The sequence below is a fragment of the Actinacidiphila sp. bgisy167 genome, assembly GCF_057707665.1.
The window spans coordinates 39,514-63,153 of sequence record NZ_JBYIQP010000015.1; the positions used below are offsets into that span (position 1 = coordinate 39,514).

Annotated in this window: 20 protein-coding genes; 8 read left to right on the top strand and 12 right to left on the bottom strand. The window is 73.6% G+C overall.

Going from position 1 to position 23,640, the window contains the following annotated elements; all coding sequences use genetic code 11:
- Positions 1-69: 69 nt before the first annotated feature.
- Positions 70-543, bottom strand: coding sequence for an ATP-binding protein (locus AC3ET4_RS08590; RefSeq protein ID WP_431947654.1), 474 nt, complete (start codon positions 541-543; stop codon positions 70-72).
- A gap of 587 nt (positions 544-1,130) precedes the next feature.
- On the opposite strand from AC3ET4_RS08590, the gene AC3ET4_RS08595 reads away from it, so the two are divergent.
- A complete protein-coding gene (locus AC3ET4_RS08595) occupies positions 1,131-2,234 on the top strand; it encodes a tetratricopeptide repeat protein (protein ID WP_431947656.1) in 1,104 nt (367 codons plus the stop codon).
- A 128-nt stretch (positions 2,235-2,362) separates the two neighbouring features.
- On the opposite strand, the gene AC3ET4_RS08600 is transcribed toward AC3ET4_RS08595, so the two are convergent.
- The 3 genes from AC3ET4_RS08600 to AC3ET4_RS08610 form a co-directional block, all read right to left on the bottom strand.
- A complete protein-coding gene (locus AC3ET4_RS08600; protein WP_431947658.1) occupies positions 2,363-3,913 on the bottom strand; it encodes a cellulose binding domain-containing protein in 1,551 nt (516 codons plus the stop codon).
- A gap of 117 nt (positions 3,914-4,030) precedes the next feature.
- Positions 4,031-5,473: a glycosyltransferase gene (locus AC3ET4_RS08605; RefSeq protein ID WP_431947660.1), complete on the bottom strand. Its 1,443-nt coding sequence runs from the start codon at positions 5,471-5,473 to the stop codon at positions 4,031-4,033.
- A 247-nt stretch (positions 5,474-5,720) separates the two neighbouring features.
- The gene (locus AC3ET4_RS08610; RefSeq protein WP_431947662.1) at positions 5,721-6,098 is read right to left on the bottom strand and encodes an STAS domain-containing protein; all 378 of its coding nucleotides are present in this window, start codon (positions 6,096-6,098) and stop codon (positions 5,721-5,723) included.
- 228 nt (positions 6,099-6,326) lie between these two features.
- Between AC3ET4_RS08610 and AC3ET4_RS08615 the strand changes: the two genes are divergently transcribed.
- Both AC3ET4_RS08615 and AC3ET4_RS08620 read left to right on the top strand, forming a co-directional pair.
- Positions 6,327-6,875, top strand: a complete 549-nt coding sequence (locus AC3ET4_RS08615; RefSeq protein ID WP_431947664.1) for a sigma-70 family RNA polymerase sigma factor — start codon at positions 6,327-6,329, stop codon at positions 6,873-6,875.
- A gap of 56 nt (positions 6,876-6,931) precedes the next feature.
- Positions 6,932-8,248 carry a maleylpyruvate isomerase N-terminal domain-containing protein gene (locus AC3ET4_RS08620; protein WP_431947666.1) on the top strand — a complete coding sequence of 439 codons (1,317 nt, stop codon included), beginning with the start codon at positions 6,932-6,934 and terminating at the stop codon, positions 8,246-8,248.
- Between the two features lie 455 nt (positions 8,249-8,703).
- Here AC3ET4_RS08620 and AC3ET4_RS08625 read toward each other — a convergent pair whose 3' ends face one another.
- From AC3ET4_RS08625 to AC3ET4_RS08635, 3 genes are read right to left on the bottom strand one after another with little or no spacing between them, the layout of a single operon-like run.
- Positions 8,704-10,269, bottom strand: coding sequence for a transporter (locus tag AC3ET4_RS08625; protein WP_431947668.1), 1,566 nt, complete (start codon positions 10,267-10,269; stop codon positions 8,704-8,706).
- Positions 10,266-11,177, bottom strand: coding sequence for an ABC transporter ATP-binding protein (locus AC3ET4_RS08630; RefSeq protein WP_431947670.1), 912 nt, complete (start codon positions 11,175-11,177; stop codon positions 10,266-10,268). The genes AC3ET4_RS08625 and AC3ET4_RS08630 overlap by 4 nt, the downstream gene beginning before the upstream one ends.
- A gap of 34 nt (positions 11,178-11,211) precedes the next feature.
- A complete protein-coding gene (locus tag AC3ET4_RS08635; protein ID WP_488175919.1) occupies positions 11,212-11,889 on the bottom strand; it encodes a bifunctional DNA primase/polymerase in 678 nt (225 codons plus the stop codon).
- Between the two features lie 268 nt (positions 11,890-12,157).
- On the opposite strand from AC3ET4_RS08635, the gene AC3ET4_RS08640 reads away from it, so the two are divergent.
- Complete coding sequence (locus AC3ET4_RS08640) at positions 12,158-13,540, top strand: NsdA family TPR-like regulatory protein (protein ID WP_431947672.1); 1,383 nt, start codon at positions 12,158-12,160, stop codon at positions 13,538-13,540.
- A gap of 237 nt (positions 13,541-13,777) precedes the next feature.
- Positions 13,778-15,058 carry a hypothetical protein gene (locus tag AC3ET4_RS08645; protein ID WP_431947674.1) on the top strand — a complete coding sequence of 427 codons (1,281 nt, stop codon included), beginning with the start codon at positions 13,778-13,780 and terminating at the stop codon, positions 15,056-15,058.
- Positions 15,059-15,187: 129 nt separating this feature from the next.
- On the opposite strand, the gene AC3ET4_RS08650 is transcribed toward AC3ET4_RS08645, so the two are convergent.
- Positions 15,188-16,462 (bottom strand): ABC transporter substrate-binding protein, encoded by a 1,275-nt coding sequence (locus AC3ET4_RS08650; RefSeq protein WP_431947676.1) that lies wholly within the window; start codon positions 16,460-16,462, stop codon positions 15,188-15,190.
- 160 nt (positions 16,463-16,622) lie between these two features.
- Here AC3ET4_RS08650 and AC3ET4_RS08655 point away from each other — a divergent pair, with 160 nt between their 5' ends.
- Both AC3ET4_RS08655 and purU read left to right on the top strand, forming a co-directional pair.
- On the top strand, positions 16,623-17,069 hold the full coding sequence (locus tag AC3ET4_RS08655) for an SCO4402 family protein (protein WP_431947745.1): 447 nt from the start codon (positions 16,623-16,625) through the stop codon (positions 17,067-17,069).
- 116 nt (positions 17,070-17,185) lie between these two features.
- Positions 17,186-18,064, top strand: coding sequence for a formyltetrahydrofolate deformylase (gene purU / locus AC3ET4_RS08660; RefSeq protein ID WP_431947678.1), 879 nt, complete (start codon positions 17,186-17,188; stop codon positions 18,062-18,064).
- 10 nt (positions 18,065-18,074) lie between these two features.
- Here the strand turns inward: purU and AC3ET4_RS08665 are convergent, their stop codons facing one another.
- Both AC3ET4_RS08665 and AC3ET4_RS08670 read right to left on the bottom strand, forming a co-directional pair.
- Positions 18,075-18,989: an alpha/beta fold hydrolase gene (locus AC3ET4_RS08665; protein WP_431947680.1), complete on the bottom strand. Its 915-nt coding sequence runs from the start codon at positions 18,987-18,989 to the stop codon at positions 18,075-18,077.
- A 566-nt stretch (positions 18,990-19,555) separates the two neighbouring features.
- Complete coding sequence (locus AC3ET4_RS08670) at positions 19,556-20,248, bottom strand: iron-dependent transcriptional repressor DtxR (protein ID WP_431947682.1); 693 nt, start codon at positions 20,246-20,248, stop codon at positions 19,556-19,558.
- 111 nt (positions 20,249-20,359) lie between these two features.
- On the opposite strand from AC3ET4_RS08670, the gene AC3ET4_RS08675 reads away from it, so the two are divergent.
- Positions 20,360-21,109, top strand: a complete 750-nt coding sequence (locus AC3ET4_RS08675) for an SIS domain-containing protein (protein ID WP_431947684.1) — start codon at positions 20,360-20,362, stop codon at positions 21,107-21,109.
- An 8-nt stretch (positions 21,110-21,117) separates the two neighbouring features.
- On the opposite strand, the gene AC3ET4_RS08680 is transcribed toward AC3ET4_RS08675, so the two are convergent.
- A complete protein-coding gene (locus AC3ET4_RS08680) occupies positions 21,118-22,434 on the bottom strand; it encodes a PAS domain-containing protein (protein ID WP_431947686.1) in 1,317 nt (438 codons plus the stop codon).
- A 416-nt stretch (positions 22,435-22,850) separates the two neighbouring features.
- Complete coding sequence (gene pdxH, locus AC3ET4_RS08685; protein WP_431947747.1) at positions 22,851-23,474, bottom strand: pyridoxamine 5'-phosphate oxidase; 624 nt, start codon at positions 23,472-23,474, stop codon at positions 22,851-22,853.
- Between the last annotated feature and the right edge of the window lie 166 nt (positions 23,475-23,640).

Consider the following 23,640-nt stretch of genomic DNA (forward strand, 5'->3'; position numbering starts at 1 on the left):
CGCGGCGCCGGCGCGCGCTCTGCCCACAAGGCGCGTCGCAGGGGAGGTGGCGGCGCCCGTCACACTCGGTCAGAAGGCGGGGCGGCGGATCAACCCGCCCACGGACTGCGCCGGGACGACCGCCGGACGCACGCTGCGGTCGATCTCGCACCAGATCTGCTTGCCGGCGCCCTCGCGCTGCCAGCCCCAGCGGTCCGCGAGGCCGTCCACGAGTTCCAGTCCGCGGCCGCCGGTCTCGTCGTCGTCGGCGTGCCGCGGGCGCGGCGGGGCGTCGCTGGCGTCGGCCACCTCGACGCGGACGGTCTCCTGCCGACCGCTCTGCGGGGCGCCGGAGGAGCGGAAGAGCATCCGCAGCACAGCGGGACAGCCGGTGTGCACCACCGCATTGGTGACGAGTTCGGAGATGAGCAGGATCAGCGTCTCGGCGACCGGTTCGTCGTCTCCTATGCCGGAGCCCGCGAGACGCGAGCGGGCCCACCTGCGGGCCCGGCCCACCTCCGCGGGATCGGGGCCGACCTCAAGCTGAACCTGGAGCACCTGCACCGCTCACACCATCCGAACCGGCGGACACATCGCCTCGCGCCTCACCAGGGTCACCTTCCGTGACCTCTTCGCCACCCAGCATGATTGACCCGCCGACACCACAACAAGCGCTTCGGGCATATTCCAGCGCAAGGGGGTACGAGTGCTGCATACTGTGCGGTGCTCATTACGGGTCGAAAACGCACAGCCCTGCCCAGGCAGCCCACCGCGCACCGAGGCACCGCTACTGCCGCATCCGTCGCGTTTCACCACCACACGCACCCGATGGAGCGTACCCGAGGCGGGCTCGGATCCAGGGTGTGACGAGTCACACCTCGGGCACAACCTGATATCAGCTGCCGGACACTCCTTATCCATGGCGAAGACGTCACAACCGGCACTTGCCGCAAAGAGCCTGAATCGCCAGCCGGATGGCGGCCGCGCCGACCGCCCGGGAACGGACCCGTACGCGGTCTGCGCGACCTGGTCGAAGTGCGCTCGGACGGCGCTCGGACGGCGCTCGAGCAGCGCTTTGCAGAAGCGTGAGGCACGTGTGACGCAAACCCGCGTAACCTCCTCCGCAGGAGCTCCAGAGGGGATGGGTCACGGTGGGCACACAGGACGGCCAGGACCGGGCGCAGGACGGCCTGGAGGAAGGTCCCGGCGCAGGTCCGGAAAGCGGCCCCCAGGACGGCCCGCAGGATCCGCTCGAGTTGCTGCGGCTCGGCGACGCCGCCCTCGACGCGGGTGAACTCGCGCAGGCACGCCTCCACTTCGAGACCGCCGAGCGGCTGATGGTCGCCGACCCCGCGGCCCCCGACGCCCGGCGCGCCGCGGCGCTGCGCGGCCGGGCCGTCTCCCATCTGCTGGCCGGTGAGGTGCGCTACGCCTCCCACCTGCTCGAGGAGGGCATCAACCGGCTCGAGCGGCGGATCCAGCCGGACGGCTCCCGGCCCGACCCCGACGCGCTGCTGCTGCTGTACATCGCGGCCATCGGCCCGTACACCGACCTGGGCGCCTACGCCCGCGCCGCCCACGCCGCCGAGCAGGCGCTCAACCTCGCTCCCGCGGCAGGTGATCCGGCCCTGGTCGCCCAGATGCACCGCAGCATCGCCCGCACGCTGATCGTCGCGGGGCGCACGGACGAGGCCGAGGCCTCGCTGGCGAAGGCGCAGGAGCTCTACCAGCGCCTGGACCTGCCCACGGAGCTGGCCCACTGCCACTGGATGCGCGGCTATGTCCACTCCCAGGACGGGGATCTGGAACAGGCCGAGCGGGAGTTGCGTACCGCCCGCGACATGCTGTCCGCCGGACGGTCCGTGCTGTTCACGGTGCAGGTCGAGGTGGAGCTGGCGGACGTGCTGCGGCGGCGCGGTAAATCCGTCGAGGCCGAGGACCTGCTGATCCGCCTGCTGGACGAGCTGGGCCCGTGGCGCGGCGCCGTCCACGCCGGCGGCGCGCACCGGCTGCTCGGGCTGCTCGCGGAGGAACGCGGCGACCCCGAGGCCGCGGAGGAGCACTTCGTGTCCGCACTTGCGCTGCTGGAACGCGCGGGAGCCGCCGGGGACCTCGCGGACATCTGCCGGCTGCTGGGCGACCTGCTGCGCCGTTCCGGGCGGGTGGAGGCCGCGTTGGACGCCTACCGGACGGGCCTGGGCCACCGGGCGGCGATCGGCACCACGACACTGGGCCCTGCACCGGCCGACTTCTGACCGACCGCCGGCTCCCGACCGGCCGCTGCCTTCTCTGACCAGCCGACCGGTGCACCGGCCGACCGGTGCACCGGCCGACCGCTGACCCGGTAGGCCGCTGACCCGGTGGGCCGGCGCACCCTGCCGGCTCAGTGCTCGCGGAGCGTGTCCGCATAGCCCGTGCCGCCCGCGGCGAGGCCGTGGACCGCCTTCTCCACCTCCGCCAGCGACTGGGCCTTGCCGGCGTCGTGGTAGAACCAGTCGACCTTCATGTCCCAGGTGCGCTTCCCGGAGAACGGCAGGTCGACGAACCAGGCGTTGAAGTTCGCCGACATGTCCCGGGTCGGGTAGTACGTGCCCGAGGTGCGGAACAGTTCGTGCCCGTCGAGGCTGTAGGTCACCACGCCGTGCGCGGCCGTGGTGACGAGCGTGTGCCACCCCTCGAGGCTGGACATCGTGGGCCTGGTCACCCGGTCCCCCTCCCTGGCGCTGTGCCACGTCGTCGTGTCGAGCCGCGGGCCCGGCGCTCCCCAACCGCCGTTGGGCTGGTACTCGTTGTCGAGTTCGCTGTACTCGGCGCCGCGGCGGGGCGAGATCATGAAGAAGGTCTCGTTGACGTGGTCGCCGTTGCGGCCGGCCGCCGGTTCGTCCGCGAAGTGGATCCGGGCGGCGAAGGTCCCGGTCAGGAACTTCAGGCCGGTGGTGTGCACCTCGGCCTGGGTGGTGCCGCGCCGCGTCCCGTCCGTGGCGGCGCGCAGCCGCAGGACCTGGCCGCCCAGGGCGTCCTTGTCCGCGGGGAAGCTGACGCCTCCCGCCGACCACGTGCCGGGGATGCCGGGACCGCCCCCGCTGGTGCGGACGAGCCAGCCGTGGGCGCGCAGCGCCGGGTCGCGGGGGCCGCTGTAGCGGAAGTCGTCGAAGAAGATCCCGGACGGCGGTGCGGGCCGTGCCGTGCCCGCGGCGGAGGCGGCCCCCGGTGCCGGCCGTGCCGTGCCCGCGGCCGAGGCAGAGGCAGAGGCGGTAGCGGAGGCGGAGGCCGCCCCCGTGGGGGCGGGCGCGGCGCCACCGCCTGGCTCGTCGCCCCAGACCTGCCTGCCGTCCAGGTAGCCGGTCACCAGCCGCGACGCCTGGAAGGTGTCGCGGCCTGCGCTGAAGGAGCGGTCGTCGCGCTGGTCCACCGTGCCGCCCGGACGGTACAGCTGGACCCCGACGGCGCCGCTTTTCGCGCCGGGCGCGAGCGTGCCGGCGGCCTTACTGAAGGTGACCTCGAGGTAGTGGTCGGCGGTCGGCGTCGTACGGTCCATGGCCACGGTCCGCCCGTCGACGTCGGAACACCCGACCGAGGCCTGCACGCAGTTGAAGGCGTACGGGGCGCCGCCGCCGTCCTGCGTGTAGTAGTACCGGATCGCCACGTCGGACAGCCGTATCCGGTGGCCGGAGGTGTTGACGACCTCCAGCCACGGCCGGGCGGTGGCCGCGGACACCGGCGTGCCCGCCTTGTAGCGGACGGTGATCTCCGGGGGCGGCGAGTGCGTCCCGCGCCAGGCGGGGACCAGTGCCGTGACACCCGCGCCGACGGCGGCCGCCAGCAGCAGGTACCCGGCCGCCCTGCGGACGGCGCGGCGCCGGTCGCCGCGTCCTCGGGGGACGGGGGGCCCGGGCCGGACGGAGGGTCGGAGGGAGGGGCGGGCAGAACCCACGGGAGCTCCTGGTGCGGTGGAGGGGCGGTGCCGGGGGCACGCCGTGCGGTCTCCGGGGCGCGTCGGACCGCGGTGGATCCACCGCGGCGGGATGGGGGTACGGCGCAGCGGACGCGGTTACGGGGCGTTCTCCGGCAGCGGTCCGGCGGTCCCGGCGGGCATGGACGCGTCCCATGGGTTCCACCGCTCCTGCCGGTCCCCCACGTCCCCGGCGGACTCCCGGCGCTGGCGCGGCAGAAGGGGCAGCGGGGCGGGTCGCGGGGTCGGCTGCGGCACGGGCTGGAAGGCGATGTCGTCACGGGCGCCGCCGACTTCGACCCGGGCCCGGGTCCCCCAGTTGGTGCGCCGCAGCGTCGCCAGGGACCACAGCCGCAGCGGCAGCAGCAGGCCGAGGTTGAGCAGGGCGTACAGCGGGGCGGCGAGGAAGGTCAGCACCCGGTCGGCGATCCGCACCTGCGCGGCGCCGCGCAGGTAGTGGACGGAGCGCACCCAGGCCATGACGCACATGTAGGCGAGGTAGCCGGCCAGCAGCGTCCAGCCCCGCGGGTGCGTCAGGACGGCGACGAGCGCGGCGAGCAGACCCGCGGTGAAGGCGACCCAGGTGACCAGTTCGACGAGGTTGAGCCACCAGTGCACGCGGCGCAACCGGAAGGTGGCGAGCAGCAGCACGCCCTCGCGGATGAACGACTTGCCCCAGCGGATCTGCTGGCGCACGTAGTGGCCGATGCGCTCGGGGACGTCGGTGTAGCCGACGGCCGAGGGCTGGATCAGGGAGAGCCCCTCGGTGAGGCAGTAGTACGTCAGGCGCCGGTCGTCGCCGAAGGTCGCGGGGCGGCCCAGGAAGCGCTGGCCGAGGAAGTCGTCGAGGTGCTTGCGGACGACCCACCCGCGGTACATGGCCAGCGAGCCGCAGGCGCAGAGCACCGAGCCCAGGCGCGAGTAGGCGACCCGTTCGCCGAGGAAGGCGTTGACGTACCGCATGTCGATCAGACGCGTGAGGAGGTTGGCGCCGCGGTTGTGGGCGAGCACCAGCCCGGTGACGCACTGGACCCGGCGCTTGGCGAAGGGCCGGGCCAGTTCGGCGACGGCGTGCCGGTCGAGCAGCGTGTCGGAGTCGATGCAGAGGTAGACGTCCGCAAGCGGCTCCTGCCCGAAGCCCGCGGCGAGGCCGTGGCGCTTGCCGCGGTTGTCGGGGAACCGGACGAAGTCGAGGCGTACTCCCGCGCGCTGGAAGCGCGGGCGCAACTCCTCGGTCAGGGCCCGCGCCGACTGGTCCTTGGAGCAGTCGTCGACCACGGTGAGGGAGTGCGGCAGCAGTGTCTGCGCGAGGACCGACTCCAGGCAGCCGCGCAGCATCGCGGGGGCCTCGTTGTAGACCGTGATCACGCCGTGGATGCGGAGCCGGGACGCCGGCGTGTCGAAGACGCGTTCCGCACGGCGCCGCCGCCGGACGGACAGCAGCAGCTTGACGGCGAGGAGGGAGCCGACGGCCACTCCGTACCAGTGCACTTCACGCAGGGACCACGAGAAGTGGTCCCATGCGCCCGAGAGATCGAGCATGGGCAGTGGAGACCTCCGTGCGAACGCCCCCACCCGCCGACAGAATCATGAACGCGTGTTCTGCGGACGAAGGTAACTCGAACGGAAGACCCGCGAAAGATGCGTCTCCCGCAGATTTCCCCTGGTACTCCGCAATCCGGCTCCCAGCGGCCCGATATGGACGAAGCAGACACCCCATGTGAGAGTGCTCACAGCACACTTGCCGGGTCCGCCCGCCCCCGGGAGTGGCAGGGGCCCGGGCAGCGCCTCAGGCCGACATCGGCCGCGCCGCGTCGTCGGTGGCGGCCGCCAGATCGGGGAAGACCTCGAAGAGCCGCCGCACGCCGAGCGCGGCCAGCACCCGGTTGACGTGGGCCACACCGTCGGAGGGACTGTTGCGCGGAAGGATCAGCCGCAGCTGCCCGGCACAGGACCGCATCAGCCGCCGGGCGGCGATCAGCACACCCACACCGCTGGAATCGCAGAAGTGGACCCCGGCCAGGTCGAGCACCACGCTGTGCCGCCCGTCGGCCACCGCGTCGTGCACATGCTGGCGCACCACCGGCGCCGTCACGAGATCCATCTCTCCCGAGACCGTCAGGATCAGCCATTCGTCCCGTTCGTCCCGCGACACCTGCAATGCCACTGTCTGGCCCTTCTCCCGGCAGCGGTCGTACAGACCCTATGCCCCGCCCGCGCCGCTTCCCCGCAATGTTCCGGTCACACCCGGGTAACGCATTACCAGAACCGATCAGTTGTGGCAGAAGGTTGCCGCAAGGCGTCCTCCGTGGCAGCCATCGGCGGATACATTCGATCCGAGGCAGTACGACCGTAGTAAGGCGGCGCCACAAGACCGCGACGAGGGGGAGACGCGATGGCAGCATCCGCACCACCCCGCTGGGACCGCACCATGCAGCAGCGGCTCGCGCGCGGCGAGGAGGCCGCCCTCGGGGAGCTCTACGACCGCTACGCCACCCTCGTGCACGGCCTCGCCCACCGCGTCATGGACGACGAGGAGGCCGCCGCCCAGATCACCCGTGAGGTCTTCGGCTATGTCTGGGAGAACCCGGACGCCTACAACCCCAAGCGGGGTTCGCTGCGCTCCTGGATCGCCGGCCTCGCCCAGCGGCAGGCCGTCCACCGGCTGCGCCAGGCCGAGAACCGCGGGACGGGCAGCCCGGAGCAGGTCGAGGCGCGGATCCGCGAGGCCTCGGAGGCCGCCCGCGCCGACTACATCGTGACCTCCATGCCCGCCCCCCTGCGCCAGGCCCTCGACCTCGCCTACCGCCGCCGCATGGACTACCGCGAGGCGGCCGCCGACCTCGGCGTCACCGAGGACGAGGCGCGCCGCCGCCTGCGCCTCGGGCTCCAGTTGCTGTCCACCGCCGTGCAGGACCCCTCGCCCCTGGGCAGGTCCCTGTGAACGGACCTGCCGGCAACGGCGAGCACCCGCCTGGGACGAATCTGCCCAGGGTGCCCATGCCTCGCGTCGCCGCCGAGGACGGCCCGCTGCCGCGGATCGCCCCCTCGCCCGCGCCGCCGGACGCGCCCGCGCGCACCGCGGTGGAGGCGGCCGAGTCGGCACGGGCGCACCAGGCGCGGGAGCCGGAGCACACGTCGGAGGAGGAAGCGCAGGAGGGGCAGAAGGCGGTGCTCGAGCCGGTGCGGAAACCCGCGCTCGAGCCCGTGCGGCCCGAGGCCCGGCCATACGACCACCGTGTGCTGCGCTCCCTGCTGGGCGCGTGGGCGCTGTCGGCCTGCTCCCGCGAGGAGGCCGGCGCCGTCGAGGCCCACCTCGCCGACTGCGCGCCCTGCGCCGACGAGGCGGATCGACTGCGGCGCGCGGTGGGCCTGCTGCACCAGGAGGAGTCCTCCCTCGACCTCGACCCGCTGCTGCGCGCCCGCGTACTGGAGGGATGCCTGGGCCGCCGTCCCGCCCGCATACCCGTCCCCGAGTGGGCCGCGCCGTACGACGCGGAGACCGCCCGCCTCGACGCGCTCCTCGCCGACCTCGGCGAGCCGGAGTGGGACATGCCCGTCCGGCTCGTCTGGGCCGGCGGGGCGCGTGAGCTCACGCTCTGCGGCGTCCTCGCGCATCTCGGCTCCGTGGACGGCATCGTGGCCACCGCCCTCGGCCTCGACGACCCGCTGGGTCCCGGGGCGCCGCACACCCGCCTGGAACGCACCGAACTCGCCGGCCGGCGCTGCCGCCGCCACACGCACCCCTTCGTCCGCAACAAGTGGCGCACCCAGACGCGGGACGTCGTCCGGACCCTGTCCCTCGCCGGCTCCGGGACGGGCGGGATGCCCGTGGACTTCTCCGACGCCGTCGTGCCGATGCGGGACGCCCTGATCGACCGAGCCTTCGAGTGCTGGATCCACGCCGAGGACATCGCACAGGCCCTGGACTACCCCGAGTACGGGCCGCCGGCGGCGCCGCACCTCAACCGCATGATCGACCTCACGGCCCGGATGCTGCCCACCGCCCTGGCCGCCCTGCGCCAGGCGGGGCTGGCCGAGTCCCCCACCCGTCTCGTCCCGGCCGGGACCCCCGGTCGCACCCTCGACCTCCACGTCGAGGGGGCCGGCGGCGGCCATTGGTACATCTGCCTGGACTCGCCCGGCGCGATCGGCACCCCCGAGACGGTCGTCGCCGAGATCGCCGTCGACCAGCTCGACTTCTGCCAGCTGGCCGCCGGCCATGTCTCCCCCGACCGCATCGCCGCGGGGCGCGAGGGCGACAGCGCGGCGATCCAGGACGTCCTGCACGCCACGGCATCGTTGTCACGCCTCTAGATGATCAATTCCAAGGGGTGGGGGCGGGCATGAGCACGAGGGCGCCCAAGATCGTTTTGTGACGAACTCCCTGGACACCCCCGCAACCGCACTCCGCACCGACCACCGACGACCCGCTGAAGGGGCGTCCGGACCTGGGCCATGGCGGCCGCAGGTCGGGCTGAACCGGTCTGGAGACCGGGATCGGGGGGCCGGCGTCTGCAGCGGATCGGCCGGACGCGAAGCACCCGGTCGGGGCCACCGGGGCGCCCGGCGCGGCGAGGGGCCGCGCCGGACCCGCCCATCCTCGCGGCCCCGAGGTCGCGCGGATAGGCGGGCCGGCGTCGCGGGCCGATGGCTCTCGCCCGGCGGCGTTGTCGTCGGTCGCCGCAGCTCCGCTGCGTCTCCCTTCTCCGCCTTGCCGGACTCGGCCCTCGACCCGCTCCTTTCTCCACCCCGCCTATCCGCGCGACCTCTTACTTGCTCACGGCCGTGAGCACCTCCGGCAGGCGGCCCAGCAGGCGGGGCGCCGCCGTGCGGACCCCCAGCACCGCGACCGCGGCGCCGTAGAGGCAGCCCAGCGGCAGGAGCAGCCACAGCGCGCCGTGCCGGCCCGTGACGTGCAGCCAGATCAGCAGGCCCAGCAGGGGAAGCGTGAGCGTCGCGCCCGTCAGCGCGCCCCCGACGGCGCCGATCCAGGCCAGGCCGGTCTGGCCCGGCGCGGCGGCGCTGCCGAAGCGGCTCTCGTGCGGCATGGAGTAGGGGAAGCGCACGCTCGCCCACGCGCCGGTGGCGACCAGCGCCCCCAGCAGGGCGAAAGAGAGCCCGAGCGTCTCGGCCGCCGCCTCGGCCCGCCCCAGCAGGAGGGCCGAGCCGAGGGTGACGACCGCGACGTACGGGACGCCGACCACCGCGATCGCCAGAGCGCGCCCGCGCAGTTCCGCGTACGCGTCCGCGCGGGAGGAGATGGTCGCCGCGACGGTCCAGAAGGCGGAACCGTCCATGCCGAACTGGTTGTACATCTGCAGCCCGAGCAGCCCGGCCGCCCAGAAGGCGGTGTAGACGCTGCCGTTCTGGATCGCCGAGGCCAGCGGCAGCAGCAGTCCCACCGCCAGCGCGGTGGCCCAGGCGGCCTTGGTCCGCGGATCGCGCCACGCGTAGCGGAACTGGCGCTCCATGACGGTGCCGGTGCGTCCCCCCGGGAGGAACCGGAACCGGGACGCGCGGACGCTCGACGGGGCCGCCTGCAGCGTGGAGGCGTCCGGCCGGGTCATGAGCCGGTCCAGACTGGTGTGCCACCAGACGAGCACCAGGCCCAGCACGGCGGCGCTCCACGCGAGTTCGGCCGCCGCGAGCCCGTACGAGCCCTCCGCCACCGAGCGCACCGCGTCGAGCGCCGACGCCGGCGGCACCCAGCGCAGCACGGCGGTGAAGGCGCCGAACCGCTCCAGACCGTGCCCGGAGGCGAGCGCGTTGACGGCCAGGCTGATCGACTGACCGCCCACCGCGATCAGCACGCCGCTGAGCACGGCCAGGTCGCGCCCCCTACGGCTGGTCAGCAGCCGGGTGTTGGCCGCGGCGACGGCCCGGGCCAGGGCGACGCACAGCAGCACGGCGAGCGGCACCGCGAGCACCGCGGCCACCACCGAGGCGGCGCCCGCCACCACGGACACCGCCGCGCCGGCCGTCACCAGGAGCGTCAGCAGCGGCCCGACGCCGACCAGCGAGGACACCAGCAGCGCCCTGATCAGCGGCGCGGGCCGCAGCGGCAGCATGGCCAGCCGGGTCGGGTCGAGGGTGTCGTCACCGCCGAACACGAACAGCGGCATCACGGCCCAGCCGACCCCGAACACCACCCCGACCCCGATGGCCGCGGACGGCGCGTACGCGTTCCCGCGCAGGGCGACGAGCCCCACGGCCATACCCAGCGCGTACAGCAGCGCCACCACGGTGCCGATGATCCAGCCGACCCGGCGGCCGGTGGACTGGCGCAACCCGTTGCGGAGCAGCGACAGCTTGAGCCGTACGAAGGTGCCGGTCACGACCGGCCCGCCGCGGCCGGTCCGTCCGCACCCTCCGCGCCCTTCGCGCCCTTCGCGCCATCTGCGCCCTTCGCGCCGTCTGCGGCGTCCGCAGCGCCCGCGCCTCCGGCGCCCCGCGCCGCCCTCGCCTCGGTCCCGCCGAGCCAGTCCAGTTCCTGACCCGGTCCGCGGTCACGGGCGCCCACCAGCGTCAGGAAGGCGTCCTGCAGCGTCGCTTCCTGCCCGCGCACCTCGGCGAGCGGTCCCTGGGCCACGATCCGCCCGGCGGCCATCACCGCCACCCAGTCGCACAGGCTCTCCACCAGTTCCATGACGTGCGAGGAGAAGACGACCGTCGCCCCGGACGAGGTGTAGCGCTCCAGCACCCCGCGGATCCCCTGGGCGGAGACGGGGTCGACCCCCTCGAAGGGCTCGTCCAGGAAGAGCACCTCGGGGTTGTGCAGCAGCGCGGCGGCCAGGCCGATCTTCTTGCGCATGCCCGTCGAGTAGTCGACGACGAGCTTGCCGGCGGCGCCGGCCAGGTCGAGGACGTCGAGCAACTGGGCGGCGCGGCGGTCGGTCTCCGCGCCCGGCATGCCCCGCAGCCGGCCGGTGTAGGCGAGCAGTTCGCGGCCGGTGAGCCGTTCGAACAGCCGCAGACCCTCCGGCAGCACGCCGATGCGGGCCTTCACGGCGACCGGATCCCGCCAGACATCGGCGCCGCCGACCTCGATGAGGCCGTGGTCGGGCCGCAGCAGCCCGGTCACCATCGACAGGGTCGTGGTCTTGCCCGCCCCGTTCGGCCCCACCAGTCCCACGAAGTGCCCCGCGGGCAGTGTGAGATCGATCCCGTCGACGGCGACCTGCCCCCCGAAGCGTTTCGACAGTCCCTGAACGCGCACGGCGGGAGCGGCAGATGTGTGCGGCATCCGGCCACCCTATGCCGAAGGGGGTACCGCCTGGCTAGCGGTTGCGCCCACATGCATAGGCGAGGGGGGAGATCAACTCGTCGGTGTCCGGCAGCCACCGGTTGAGGTCCGTGGGCTGGCGCACCCACTGGACGACGCCCCCGGTGCCGAGCCGCGTGGGCGGCGCCGGGACCCAGTCGCCGTCCCCTCGGACCACCAGGTCGAGCGAGGAGGGCGCCCAGCCGAGCCGGCGGAGCAGGCCCGGCGCCTTGGCGGCGGCCCCGGGCAGCACGAAGAAGATCATGCGGCGGGACGGCGTCCCGAGGACCGGGCCGAGCGGCAGTTCCATACGCTCCATACGGGCCAGCGCCAGGCAGCCGGCGTCCTCCGGGACGTCGATCGCGTCGAAGGTGCGCCCGGTGGGGAGCAGGACCGACGCGTGCGGGTGCCGCAGCCACATCCTGCGGACCGCGGGACCGCTCCCGCTCGCTTCACCCGCCCAGTCCGGGCCTGTCGGGTGCGCCCCGGGCGCCGGGCAGCCGGCGTCGCCGCAGGAGCAGCGCGCGGCGCGGGGACCCCCGCCCAAGGGGGCGGCGTCCTCGACGAGCCAGGCACCGGGCAGTACGTCCCAGTGCCGCTCCTCCGCGTACCGGACGGCGGCGTCGAGGAGTTGGCCGGCGCTCCGCCGCGGGGCCGGGACGGTGTGTTCCACAGGGCCGCGCACGTCTTTCACGTCTTTCACGACCTTCACAACTGCGCTGCCCAGCGCGGGTTACGGGCGGTGACGCCCCGGCCTCGCGGCTCATGGCGGGCGCATGGGAGCACGAGCGGGGGCGCGCGGTGGAGGAGGTCCGGCATCCGGGTAGTCACCCATGGGTGTGTAAGCATGCATCGCTCCGCAAATAATGTCGTTTGCGGGGCATTTGGAGGGCGCGTACCGGGAAGGGGTCTGCAGGAACGGAATCCCCAGTTCCGAAAGTGGCAGCTGCGAGGGGGAGCCCATGGCCGCACGACCGCTCGTCGCCCGCCAGCCGAACGAACGGCTGCAGGCACTGATCCAGGAGGCAGCCTGTTCCAACGCCGGATTGGCCCGCCGGGTCAACATGTGCGGCGCGGAGCACGGCCTCGACCTGCGTTACGACAAGACCTCCGTGGCCCGCTGGCTACGCGGCCAGCAACCGCGGGGCCGCGCCCCCGCGATCATCGCCGAGGCCATCGGCCGCAAACTCGGCCGCACCGTCACCATCGACGAGATCGGCATGGCCAACGGCAAGAACCTGGCATCCGGCGTGGGCCTGCACTTCGCGCCCACCGTGCTCGGCGCGATCGAGCAGGTCTGCGAGTTGTGGCGGAGCGACGTCGGCCGCCGGGACTTCCTCACCGGCTCCAGCGTGGCGGCATCGGCCCTGGTCGAGCCCAGCCGGGACTGGCTGATCACCCGGGCCGACGCGCAGGTCGCGCGCGCCGGCGGGCAACGCGTCGGCATGGCCGACGTCGAGGCGGTACGGGCCACCACCCGGGCGCTGAACGACCTCGACCACCGGTTCGGCAGCGGCCAGGTGCGCCCCGTGGTGGTGCACTACCTCAACAGCGTGGTCTCCGGGCTCCTCGCCGGCACCTACCGCGAGGCGACGGGACGCCAGCTCTTCTCCGCCGTCGCCCGGCTGACCGAACTCGCCGGCTACATGGCCGTCGACACCGGCCAGCCCGGCCTGGCGCAGCGCTACTACATCCAGGCGCTGCGGCTGGCCCAGGCCGCGGGCGACCGCGCGTACGGGGGCTACGTGCTGGCCGCGGGGATGAGCCACCTCGCCGCACAGCTCGGCACCCCGCGTGAGATCGCCCAACTGGCCCGCGCCGCCCAGGAGGGCGCCCGCGGTCAGGTCACCGCCACCGCGCAGGCCATGTTCTACGCGGCGGAGGCCCGCGGCCACGCGCTGATGGGCGACGCGCGGGCCTGTGCCGCCGTGGCGGGACAGGCCGTGGAGGCGCTGGAGCACTCCGAGCCGGACGACGACCCCGGCTGGATCCGGCACTTCGGCCCGGCCTACCTCGCCGACGAGCTCGCCCACTGCCACCGCGACCTCGACCAGGCGCCGCAGGCGGTCCGCCGCGCCGAGGAGGCGCTCGCCGGGCACCCCCCGGAGAAGTCCCGGCGCCGGGCCCTCGGCCTGCTGCTGCTGGCCCAGGCCCAGGTGCAGCAGCGGGAGGTCGAACAGGCCTGCCACACCGGCGCACAGGCCGTCGAACTGCTCGCCTCGCTCCGCAGCCACCGCGGCGCGGAGTACCTCGACGACCTCCGGACGCGCCTGCAGCCCTACGCGGCGGAGAGCGCCGTCCGCGAGTTCGGCGCCCGGTTGGAGGAGGAGGAACTGGCGGCGTGACGGCGCGGAGGCGGGGCCGGGACGGCGCGTGCCCCGGCCCCGCTCTCGTCCCCTCTCCGCCTCCGTCTCCGGAATCGTTACGGGAACGACATCAAGTCGGCGGTACGCGATCCCTGTTCTGCGCCGGAGGGCCGGCCGCACCCCCGTCGGACCGACCGCGGCGTGGTGACCGCCGAAGCAGACCCGGTAGCGTGAGCCGACGATTCCGTAGCGACGGAGAAGGCAGAGGTACCGGTGATGCACGGCGGACGCGGTGACGAGGCGTATCCGGAGGTGCACGAGGGCGTGGTGCTGCCCGCGGACGGAGGCATACCCGGCCCGGGAGGGACCACCGCCTGGGGTGCCGGCCCCGCGGCCGGGCAGCCGTGGGGCGAGCCGACGCAGGCGTACGGCTCCCCGCAGCAGTCCCTCCCGGACACCGACGCGACACAGCTCTTCCCGCCGTATCCTCAGAACCGGCCGCCCATGCCGCCGCACGAGCCGCAGCAGCCCCCGGCGCCGATGTACCAGACCGGCCCCGTGGCGGACGCCACGCAGGTCCTGCCGCCGTACCCGATGTCCGAGGCCGCACCCTACGACCTGCGCCCGGGCGCTCCTGCCGGCGCGGACCCCACCCAGCACCTGCCGCGCTTCGAGGACGCGCCGGCCTCGCCGCAGGCCTCCGGCTACGGCTATCCGAACGGTTCCCAGCACCCCGCAGGCCCCCAGGGCGGCCCGGCGCAGCAGCCCCACGACGACTTCGGGCACCTGTACCGCCAGGACGGCCCACCCCAGCAGCAGCCCGGCTACGCCGCGGCCCCGGACCACGGGCGGCCCTCCTACGCGCCGCCCGCCGCCACGCCGCCGCCGTCCTACGCGTACGGCCAGCCCGCGCCGGCCCGCCGCAAGCTCACCCCGGCCGCGCTGATCGGCATCGTCGTCGGCGGCTGCGCCGCGGCGGGACTGCTCGCGGGGGCCCTGATGAGCGGCGGGGACGACGGCAACCCGGTCGCGGGGCAGTCCCCGGCGCCCTCGACGAGCGCCTCGGCCCCGGCCTCCTCCAAGGGCGGCGGCACGGACGCGGCGGAGCAGCAGGCCAAGGGGCTGGAGGCGCTGCTCAAGACGAGCGGCAGCAGCCGCACCTCGGTGGTCAACGCGGTCGAGAGCATCAAGGGCTGCCGCAACCTGGACGGGGCGGCCGCCGACCTGCGGGCCGCGGCGCAACAGCGCAACGACCTGATGGCGCGGCTGAAGGCACTCCCGGTGGACAAGCTCCCCAACCACCAGGCGCTCACCGACGCCCTCAACAAGGCGTGGGCGGCCTCGGCCTCCGCCGACAACCACTATGCGGCCTGGGCCGACCAGATCAAGGACAACCGGAAGCTGTGCCGGCACGGACACGCCCGGTCGACCGACCAGTTGACGGCAGGCAACACCCAGAGCGGCAACGCCTCGCGGGCCAAGACGAGCGCGGCGGCGCTCTGGAACCCCATAGCGAGGAAGTACGGGCTGACGCAGCATCAGGGCAGTCAGCTCTGAGGGTGGGGCGGCAGCACCCTGTGACGCGTCCGCGCGGCACGGTGAGGGTCCCTCAGCCTTGGGGCTCGGGGCCAGAGTGCCGTGCGCGGCAGCGTGGACGCCGCCGTGGGGAGACCGGGCCCGGGCCCGTCAGCCCGGGGCGTGCTCCAGGGTCTCCGTCACATCCACGAAGCCCTTGCGGGCGGCGACCAGCCGGCCCTTCTCGACCTTCTGGAAGGTGACCCGGCCGTTGACCAGACGCGGCTGTTCGATGATGGCGGACGTGTCCTGCTCCCGCCAGCCGAGCGGCGGCGTGAGGCCGTCGGTGGAGACGTCGTGCGCCTCGTCCAGCGCCGTCTTCAGCGTCGCGGCGGTGACCGGCCGGTCCTTGCCCATCTTCTCGACGACCTTGGTGAGGACGTTGTAGGCGATCCAGGTGGTCTGCACACCCGGATCATCGGGGTCGATGTCGTTGTCCCCGAAGGCGTACTTCTTGATCGTGTTCCGCAGCGGCGCCCAGCGCGCGTCGGAGGCCGGCGGGTACCAGCCGGTGACGTAGGCGCCCTCGAGCGGGCTGTTGCCGCCGCCGGTGCTGTCGAGGGTGGTCTGCTGCACGCTGCCGAGGACGGAGGCGATCCGCGCCCTGGGACCGGCCTCCAGGCCGGTGACCGGGTCGGTGGTGGTCGTGCGGCGGAAGGCGTCGAAGAAGGTGGCGGTCTTGTCGCCGAGCGCGGCGCTCACGCAGGCGCCGTGTTCGTTGGCGCCGATCGCCTTCCGGGAGATCGTGTTGTAGTCGGTGGCGTCCTCGGCGGCGCGCAGGTCGGTGGCGCTGGTGCGGCCCGCGTCGCGCAGGCCGGCGTCGAGGAAGCGCAGGAAGATGTCGCCCGCGGCGGTGTCGGGGCGGACGAGGGTCACCTTCGTGCACTTGCCCGCCAGTTGCCGGCCCGCGCCGGCCATCAGGGCGGGCAGGCCGCCGTTGACGGGATAGGAGAGGAAGCTCTGGAACTCGTCCTGGGTGATGCCGTAGCCGCCGAGGTACGGGATGCCCTCGGCCTCCAGCGTGGTGGTGAAGGCGGCGCCGTACTGGCTGTAGGAGCCGACGACGGCGACCGCGCCCTTGTCGACGGCCTGCTCGGCGCAGTCGTCGGCGCCGAGCGCGGTGTTGTGGTCGTTGCAGGTGATGACCCGCAACTCCCGGCCGCCGATGCCGCCGCGGGCGTTGATGTACTTGGCGTAGGTCTTGGCCATGGCCGGCATGCCCGGCATGTTGGTCGCGCCGGTGTCCTGCGGCGCCCAGGTCATGACGGTGATCGGGCCCATGGCGTCGCCCGACTCCCCGGGGAGTGTGCCGCATCCCCCCAGCAGGACGACGCCGGTCATCGCGGACACAAAGGGAGCAGCTCTGCGCTTACGGCGATCACTCATGGAGCGGGACGATTCCGGGCTTACCGCAACCCCCGGATGAACACGGGGGAACGGAGGGTCACCATCGGGTGAACAAAGTGCGGGAATTCCGGAGCACGTACGATCGTGCACTGTGCAGAGTACGGAGAAGTCTTCCCGCCGCGGCACCCGCTCCTCCACGATGGGGGGCATGCCGCTCAACGACATGCCCTGGTGGCGCTGGCGCGCGAACGTGCGCTCCGCGCTGCACATGATCAGCGACCCGGTGTTCCAGCGTGAGGTGTGGCTCACCGGGCAGCCGGGCTACGGCGACGTGACCGACGCCGTCTACCGCCTGGTCGAGGACACCTGGCTCGACAACTGGTCCGCGGAGAAGTACGTGGGCACCGTCTTCAGGGATTCCCAGGAGGCGGCGCTGGTCGATGTGGCCGTGCTGCGGGTGCTGAAGATACTGCACCAGGTGGGCGCGGACGCCCCCGTCTCCGCCTACCTGGAGCACCACGCCTGGCCCGAGGCGGTACGGGCCGCCCGCGAGGCGCACGTGCGGCTGGCGGCCGGGGACGGCGAGGACCCGGACACACCGCCGCGCTCCCTGGACATCCTGCGGATCTACACGCGCACGGCCTGAGCCGCCGTCGGCCGCGGGCCGCGCCGCCGCGTGGCGGGCGCCCTCCCGGGCGAACGCGGCCGCCCGGTCGGTGGACGGCTTGGAACGGCGGGACGAGTTTGTGCGACCCTGGCCCCGTGAACGCCGCCGACGAGTCGCAGCCACAGGCCGAGCAGTACATCCTCACCCTCTCGTGCCCCGACAAGACGGGCATCGTGCACGCCGTGTCGAGCTACCTCTTCATGACCGGGTGCAACATCGAGGACAGCCAGCAGTTCGGCGACCACGACACCGGACTGTTCTTCATGCGGGTGCACTTCTCGGCCGGCCACCCCGTCACCGCCGGAAAGCTGCGGGCCAGCTTCGCGGCCGTCGCCGACGCCTACCGCATGGACTGGCAGATCACACCCTGCAACGAGCGGATGCGGGTCATCCTCATGGTGAGCAAGTTCGGGCACTGCCTGAACGACCTGCTCTTCCGTACCAGCATCGGCGCGCTGCCGGTGGAGATCGCCGCCGTGGTCTCCAACCACACCGACTTCGCGGAGCTGGCGGCCTCCTATGACGTCCCCTTCCACCACATCCCGGTGACGAAGGAGAACAAGGCCGAGGCCGAGGCGGAGCTGCTCTCCCTGGTGGAGCGGGAGAACGTGCAACTGGTCGTACTCGCCCGCTATATGCAGGTGCTGTCGGACCACCTCTGCAAGGCGCTGTCCGGCCGGATCATCAACATCCACCACTCCTTCCTGCCCAGTTTCAAGGGCGCCCGGCCCTATCACCAGGCCCACGCCCGCGGGGTGAAGCTGATCGGCGCGACGGCGCACTACGTCACCGCCGACCTCGACGAGGGCCCGATCATCGAGCAGGAGGTCGAGCGGGTGGGGCACGAGGCCGGCCCGGAGCAACTCGTCGCCGTCGGCCGCGACGTGGAGTGCCAGGCCCTGGCGCGCGCCGTGAAGTGGCACAGCGAGCACCGCGTCCTGCTCAACGGCCACCGCACGGTCGTCTTCGCCTGACACCCGTTGCTCAGGCCTGGCATACCGGCCGGCCCACGACGTCCGCCAGGAAGGTCTCGACAGCGGAGGCCCATGCCTCGGGCTGCTCCCAGGGGACGAGGTGCCCGGCGTGGGGGATCTCCGCGTACGAGCCGCGGGGCAGCACCCGCACCATTTCCTGGGCCTCGGCACGGCCCAGCTCGCTGTCCCATCCGCGTACCACGAGGGCGGGACAGGACACCTGTGCCAGCTCCTCCCAGTGGGCGTCGTGGACCCAGGACTCCCGGGACCGCAGCATGTGCCGCCGCGCGAACACCGGGCGCCAGCCGTCGGGGCGCTCCTCCATCACCTCGGCGAAGAACCGGCCCCGGGACGGGCGCGGGCCCTCCAGCCAGGGATCCTCCTCGCCGAACCACCGGCGGACCGCGTCGGGCCCCGGGAAGGGCAGCGGCCAGGCGCCGAACCAGTCCTCCCAGCGGCGCTGGCTCGCCTCTCCGAGAGCCGCCGCCCGCATGTCGCACAAGACCACCGCCCGCACCAGCGAGGGCCTGCGCGCGGCGAGCTGCCAGGCGGTGAGGGCGCCCATCGAGTGCCCCACGACGGTGACCGGGGCGAGCCCCAACTGCTCGACGGCGGCGGCGGCGTCGGCCACGTAGGCCTCCCGCGTGTAGGGCCCCTCGGGCTTGGCGCTGCCTCCGTGGCCGCGCTGGTCCAGGGCCACCACCCGGTGGCGCGCGGCAAGCCGGCGAGCGGTGCCGGCCCACTGGGAGGCCCGTCCCATCAGGCCGTGCAGCAGCAGCAGGACGGCGGGCCGCCGCACCTCCTCGGGCACCTCGTCGGACGCCGCCGCGGGCCCGGTGCCTGACTGCGGGGCGGGCCCGTCGGTGTACTCCCATGCCGTGAGCGGGAGGCCGCCCGCTCCGGTGACTTCGACGCGCCTGGCCATGTGCCGCACCCCCTGGTACGTGACGTTCAGACCCCCACGCTATCGAAATCCTGTTCGATATGCGTCTTCACGCGCGCAACACCGCTCTTTCGAGTGACAACGCTCAAGGATTGCCCGCCCACGCCGAGGGGAGTACTTCAGCGGGACGCGGTCCGGCGGGGAGACGGACAGCGGGGAGCCACCCGGACAGCTCGGGGATCCGGGTGGCCTCCATGGGGACGAGGGGGACCGGGGGGTCCGGAGGGGGACAGGGAGGGGACGGAGGGGGACAGGGGAGGGACGGGGGATCGGGGGAGAAAGGGACTCCGGCGCATGGGGAGGCGCCGGAGTCCCTCCGCCGGAACCGCCCACCGCCGACGACCCGCCTCACCGGCGCCCGAGAAGCGCCGCGCCGGCGGCGGACCGCCCTGGACCGGCCGGAACCGCCCGGCCCGACGTCACAGGACGATCCACCGAGCGCACCCCACAGACGATCCACCGAGCGCACAGCCGCAGGGGACCGCACAAGCCGCGACGAGACACCGCCACGCGGCGCCCCGGGCACCGCGACGCTCCGCGGGACCGTCCTACCGCTTGGCGACGAAGACGTGGGACGCGGTCTCCGAGCTCAGCTCCGCCGCCTCACCGCCGCTGCCGACCATCACACCGCCCGCCGACGGGGTCACCGACACCACCGCGCCCGGCTGCACACCGGCCCGCCGCAGCGTGTACATCAGCTGGGCGTCCGTCTGGATCGGCTCCCCGATCCGCCGGACGACCACGCTCGCGCCCGCCTGCCCCGTCTCCAGGTCGGTCAGGCTGACCATCCCCTCGTCGAGGAACGGGTCCGCGCCGTCCTTCTCGCCCAGCTCCTCCAGGCCCGGGATCGGGTTGCCGTACGGCGACTCCGTGGGATGCCGCAGCAGCTCCAGGACGCGTCGCTCGACCGCCTCGCTCATCACGTGCTCCCAGCGGCACGCCTCGGCGTGCACGTGCTCCCACTCCAGGCCGATGACGTCGACCAGCAGGCACTCGGCCAGCCGGTGCTTGCGCATCACGCGCGTCGCGATCCGCCGCCCTTCGGCGGTCAGCTCCAGATGCCGGTCGCCCGCGACGTTCACCAGCCCGTCCCGCTCCATACGCGCGACGGTCTGACTGACCGTCGGCCCGCTCTGGTCGAGCCGTTCGGCGATTCGGGCGCGCATGGGGACCACACCCTCCTCCTCCAGCTCCAGGATGGTGCGGAGATACATCTCCGTCGTGTCGATCAGTCCGGACATGCGTGCCCCTCGATGGCTCGTACGTGGCCCTGGCCTCAATTCTGACGCATGCGACCGGCAACCGGGACGCCGTGGTTGACAGGCGGACGCTGCGGCAGCACGGTTCTCGGCATGACCGATCTGGCCGCCGCATATTTCGACGCCGCCATCGCACTGCTCAGGCGCGTGAGGGACGAGGAGTCCCCAGCGATCGAGGCGGCCGCGGCCGCGCTCGCCGACACCGTGGCGGCCGGGGGGCGGGTGTTCGCCTACGGCGCCGGGCACTCCTCGCTCCCCGCACAGGACGTCGTCTACCGCGCGGGCGGTCTCGCCCTGGTCAACCTGCTGGCCGTGCCCGGCGCGGTCGGCGTGGACGTCGTCCCCGCCACCCTCGGCAGCGCCCTCGAACAGGTGGGCGGCCTGGCCCGGGTCGTGCTGCGAAGCTCCCCCGCGCGGGCGGGCGACCTGCTGTTCGTCATCTCCCTCTCCGGCCGCAACCCGCTCCCGGTGGAGATGGCGCAGGAGGCCAGGGCACTCGGGATGACGGTGATCGGCGTCACATCGGTGGCGTACGCCAAGGAGACGCATTCCCGGCACGCGAGCGGCACCTTCCTCAAGGACCACTGCGACCTCGTCGTCGACAGCAAGATCGCGCCGGGGGACGCCGAGCTGTCCGTGCCGGGCGTCCCGGCACCGTTCGGCCCGGCCTCCACGGTGGTGACCAGCGCGCTGATGCAGGCCGTCGTGGCCACGGCCGCGGCGGACCTGGCGGAGCGCGGCGTCACCCCGCCCATGCTCCGCTCCGGCAACGTCGACGGCGGGCACGAGTGGAACGCGCGGGTCTTCGAGGAGTACGCGGACCGGATCTTCTACCGCCGCTGAACCCGGCCTCAGGCCCGCGGCGGCAGGTCGAGACCGGCCGCCGCCCGCAGCGCGACGTCCTCGGCGAAGACGGCGTCCGCCCGGTCGAAGGGACGGCCGCCCGCGCCGCGCAGGAAGGTGAGCACGCCGAGCGTGCGGCCGCGGCTGCGCAGCACGGCGCACAGTGCGTGGGCGGTGCCCTCGGGCCAGCGCCGCGCGGCAGCCCAGCTGTCGACCTGGGACCGCGTGGCGGGGTCGGCGGCCCCGGCCCCGAAGCCGGCCCGCACGGAACCGGTGCGCGCGAGCGCCTGCAGGGCCGGGTGCCCCTCCCCGTACCGCACCGGGATGCCGCCGGGCACCGGCAGGCAGGGCCCCGGACCGCCGGAGGACGTGCCCGCCGCCCGGACGAGCCGCACCCCGTCGGGCGCCAGCACGTCGAGCAGCGCGTGCTCGGCGAACCCGGCGAGGGCGAAGTCCACCCAGCAGGTGGCCGCCTCCAGGGGGTCCTCGCACTCGGCGACGGCCAGCGCGGCCCGGTGCAGCTGGTTGCTGCGGAAGCGCAGCCGCACCGCCTCGCGCTCGGCGAGCTTGGTGTCGGTGATGTCGTGGAGCAGCAGCCCGACGCCGAGCGGCACCGGCTCCTCCCCCAGCGGCGAGCCGAGCCGCACGAAGCCGCTGCGCCAGCAGCGGCGGGTGCCGCCGTCCGCCCGCAGCCCCACCCACAGCTCGCTGGGCTCGGGGGGCGCGCCCTCGGCGAGGACGTGCTGCAGGGCGCTCTCCAGCTCCTCCGCGCCCTGGTCGAGGAAGTCGCCCAGGGGCCGCCCGAGGGGCGCGTCCCGGCTGGTGCGCAGCGCGCGGGCGGCGTACGCGTTGACGACGACCGGGCGCAGGTCGGCGTCGACCAGGACGACCCCGCACGGCGCGTCGTCGAAGAGCGCCTCGCTGAGGGCGATCGAGCGCTCCAGGTCGATCTGGGCGTGCACCTCGGAGAAGGCGCAGTAGACCCCGGCGGGGCGCCCGTCGGCGCCGTGCACGGCGGCGGCCTGGGTCCGCACCAGCACCCGGCGCCCGTCCTTGGTCAGCAGCGCGAACTCGTGGACCTGGCGGCCGTCCGCGGCCATGGCGCCCAGCAGCCGTTCGCGCACCTCCTCGGCGTCGGCGCTGCGCGCGGCCCAGCCGGCGAACCCGCGCCGGCCGACGGCCTCCTGCGCCGTCCAGCCCAGGATGCGGGCGGCCTCCGCGTTCCAGTGCGTGATCACTCCGTCCCGGTCCAGGGCGCAGAGTCCGGCCTCCATCCCGTCGAGGAGCGCGGCGAGCAGCTGCGGTGTCGCGTCAAATGACTGCACGTCTGGACATTCAACCCGTGTGTGACCGACGCCACAGGAAGTTCACGAAATTCGGCGCCCGCGAGGCCTCGGCGCGCGGGGCGGAAAAAACCGCTTGCCGTCCCACGAACCGTTTCTTAGGGTTGCGGGCACACATGAAGGGAGGTGGTCCGAAGAATGAGTTCCCATCGGACGCGTGAGGTGGCTGCGGGCTGACGCCTGCGCTCCTCGCCTGCGCGCGATGTGCGTAGCGGGCCAATCCATCGCAGTCACCCGACCCGCGGGCTCGTCGGATTCGTCCGGCCGATGCCCGGACGGTTCGCCGTCCGGGGAGCAGCCCGCGGGTCGTCTGCGTCCGCGGCCCTGACCTCACCGCGCCGCCTCCGCCACCCGGCGCGGGCGGCCGCGCCCGGGAACCGGCCCCCCTCCGGCACGCCTCAGGGCGAAAGGCGCCGCACCGTCCAGCCGCCCTCCGCGGCGGTGTACACCAACCGGTCGTGCAGCCGGTTCTCCCGCCCCTGCCAGAACTCGACGCGGCCCGCCACCACCCGGAAGCCTCCCCAATGCGGCGGCACGGGCACGTCCGTGCCCTCGGGATAGCGGGCCGCCAGCTCCGCGTAGCGGTGCTCCAGCACCTCGCGCGAGGCGATCTCCGCGGACTGCTCGCTCGCCCAGGCGCCGATCCGCGAGCCGTGCGGCCGGCTCCGGAAGTAGGCCTCGGTCTCCTCGCGTGAGACGCGCTCGACGGCGCCCGTCACGATCACCTGGCGCGCGACCGGGTGCCAGGGGAAGAGCAGCGAGGCGAAGGGCCGCTCGGCGAGCTCGCGCCCCTTCCTGGAGCCGTAGTTGGTGAAGAACACGAAGCCGCGGTGGTCGTAGCTCTTCAGCAGCACCGTGCGCGAGCTGGGCAGCCCGTCCGCTCCCGCGGTGGAGACCACCATGGCGTTGGGCTCGTCGATGCGGGCGTTGACGGCATCGGCGAACCAGCGCGCGAACTGCGTGTACGGGTCGCCGGCCAGCTCGGCCTCGGTCAGTCCGCGGGCGCGGTACTGCCTGCGCATGGCGGCGGGGTCGTGGTGGCTGTGCTGCACCCGCACATCTTGCAGCACGGAGGCGGCACCGCGTGCCGCCTCCGTGCTCCCCGGCCCCACCGTCACGGTCCGCCGCAAGATGTGCCGGACCTCACGCTTCACGTCACCTGCGGAAGGGGACAGACTTACAGGCCGG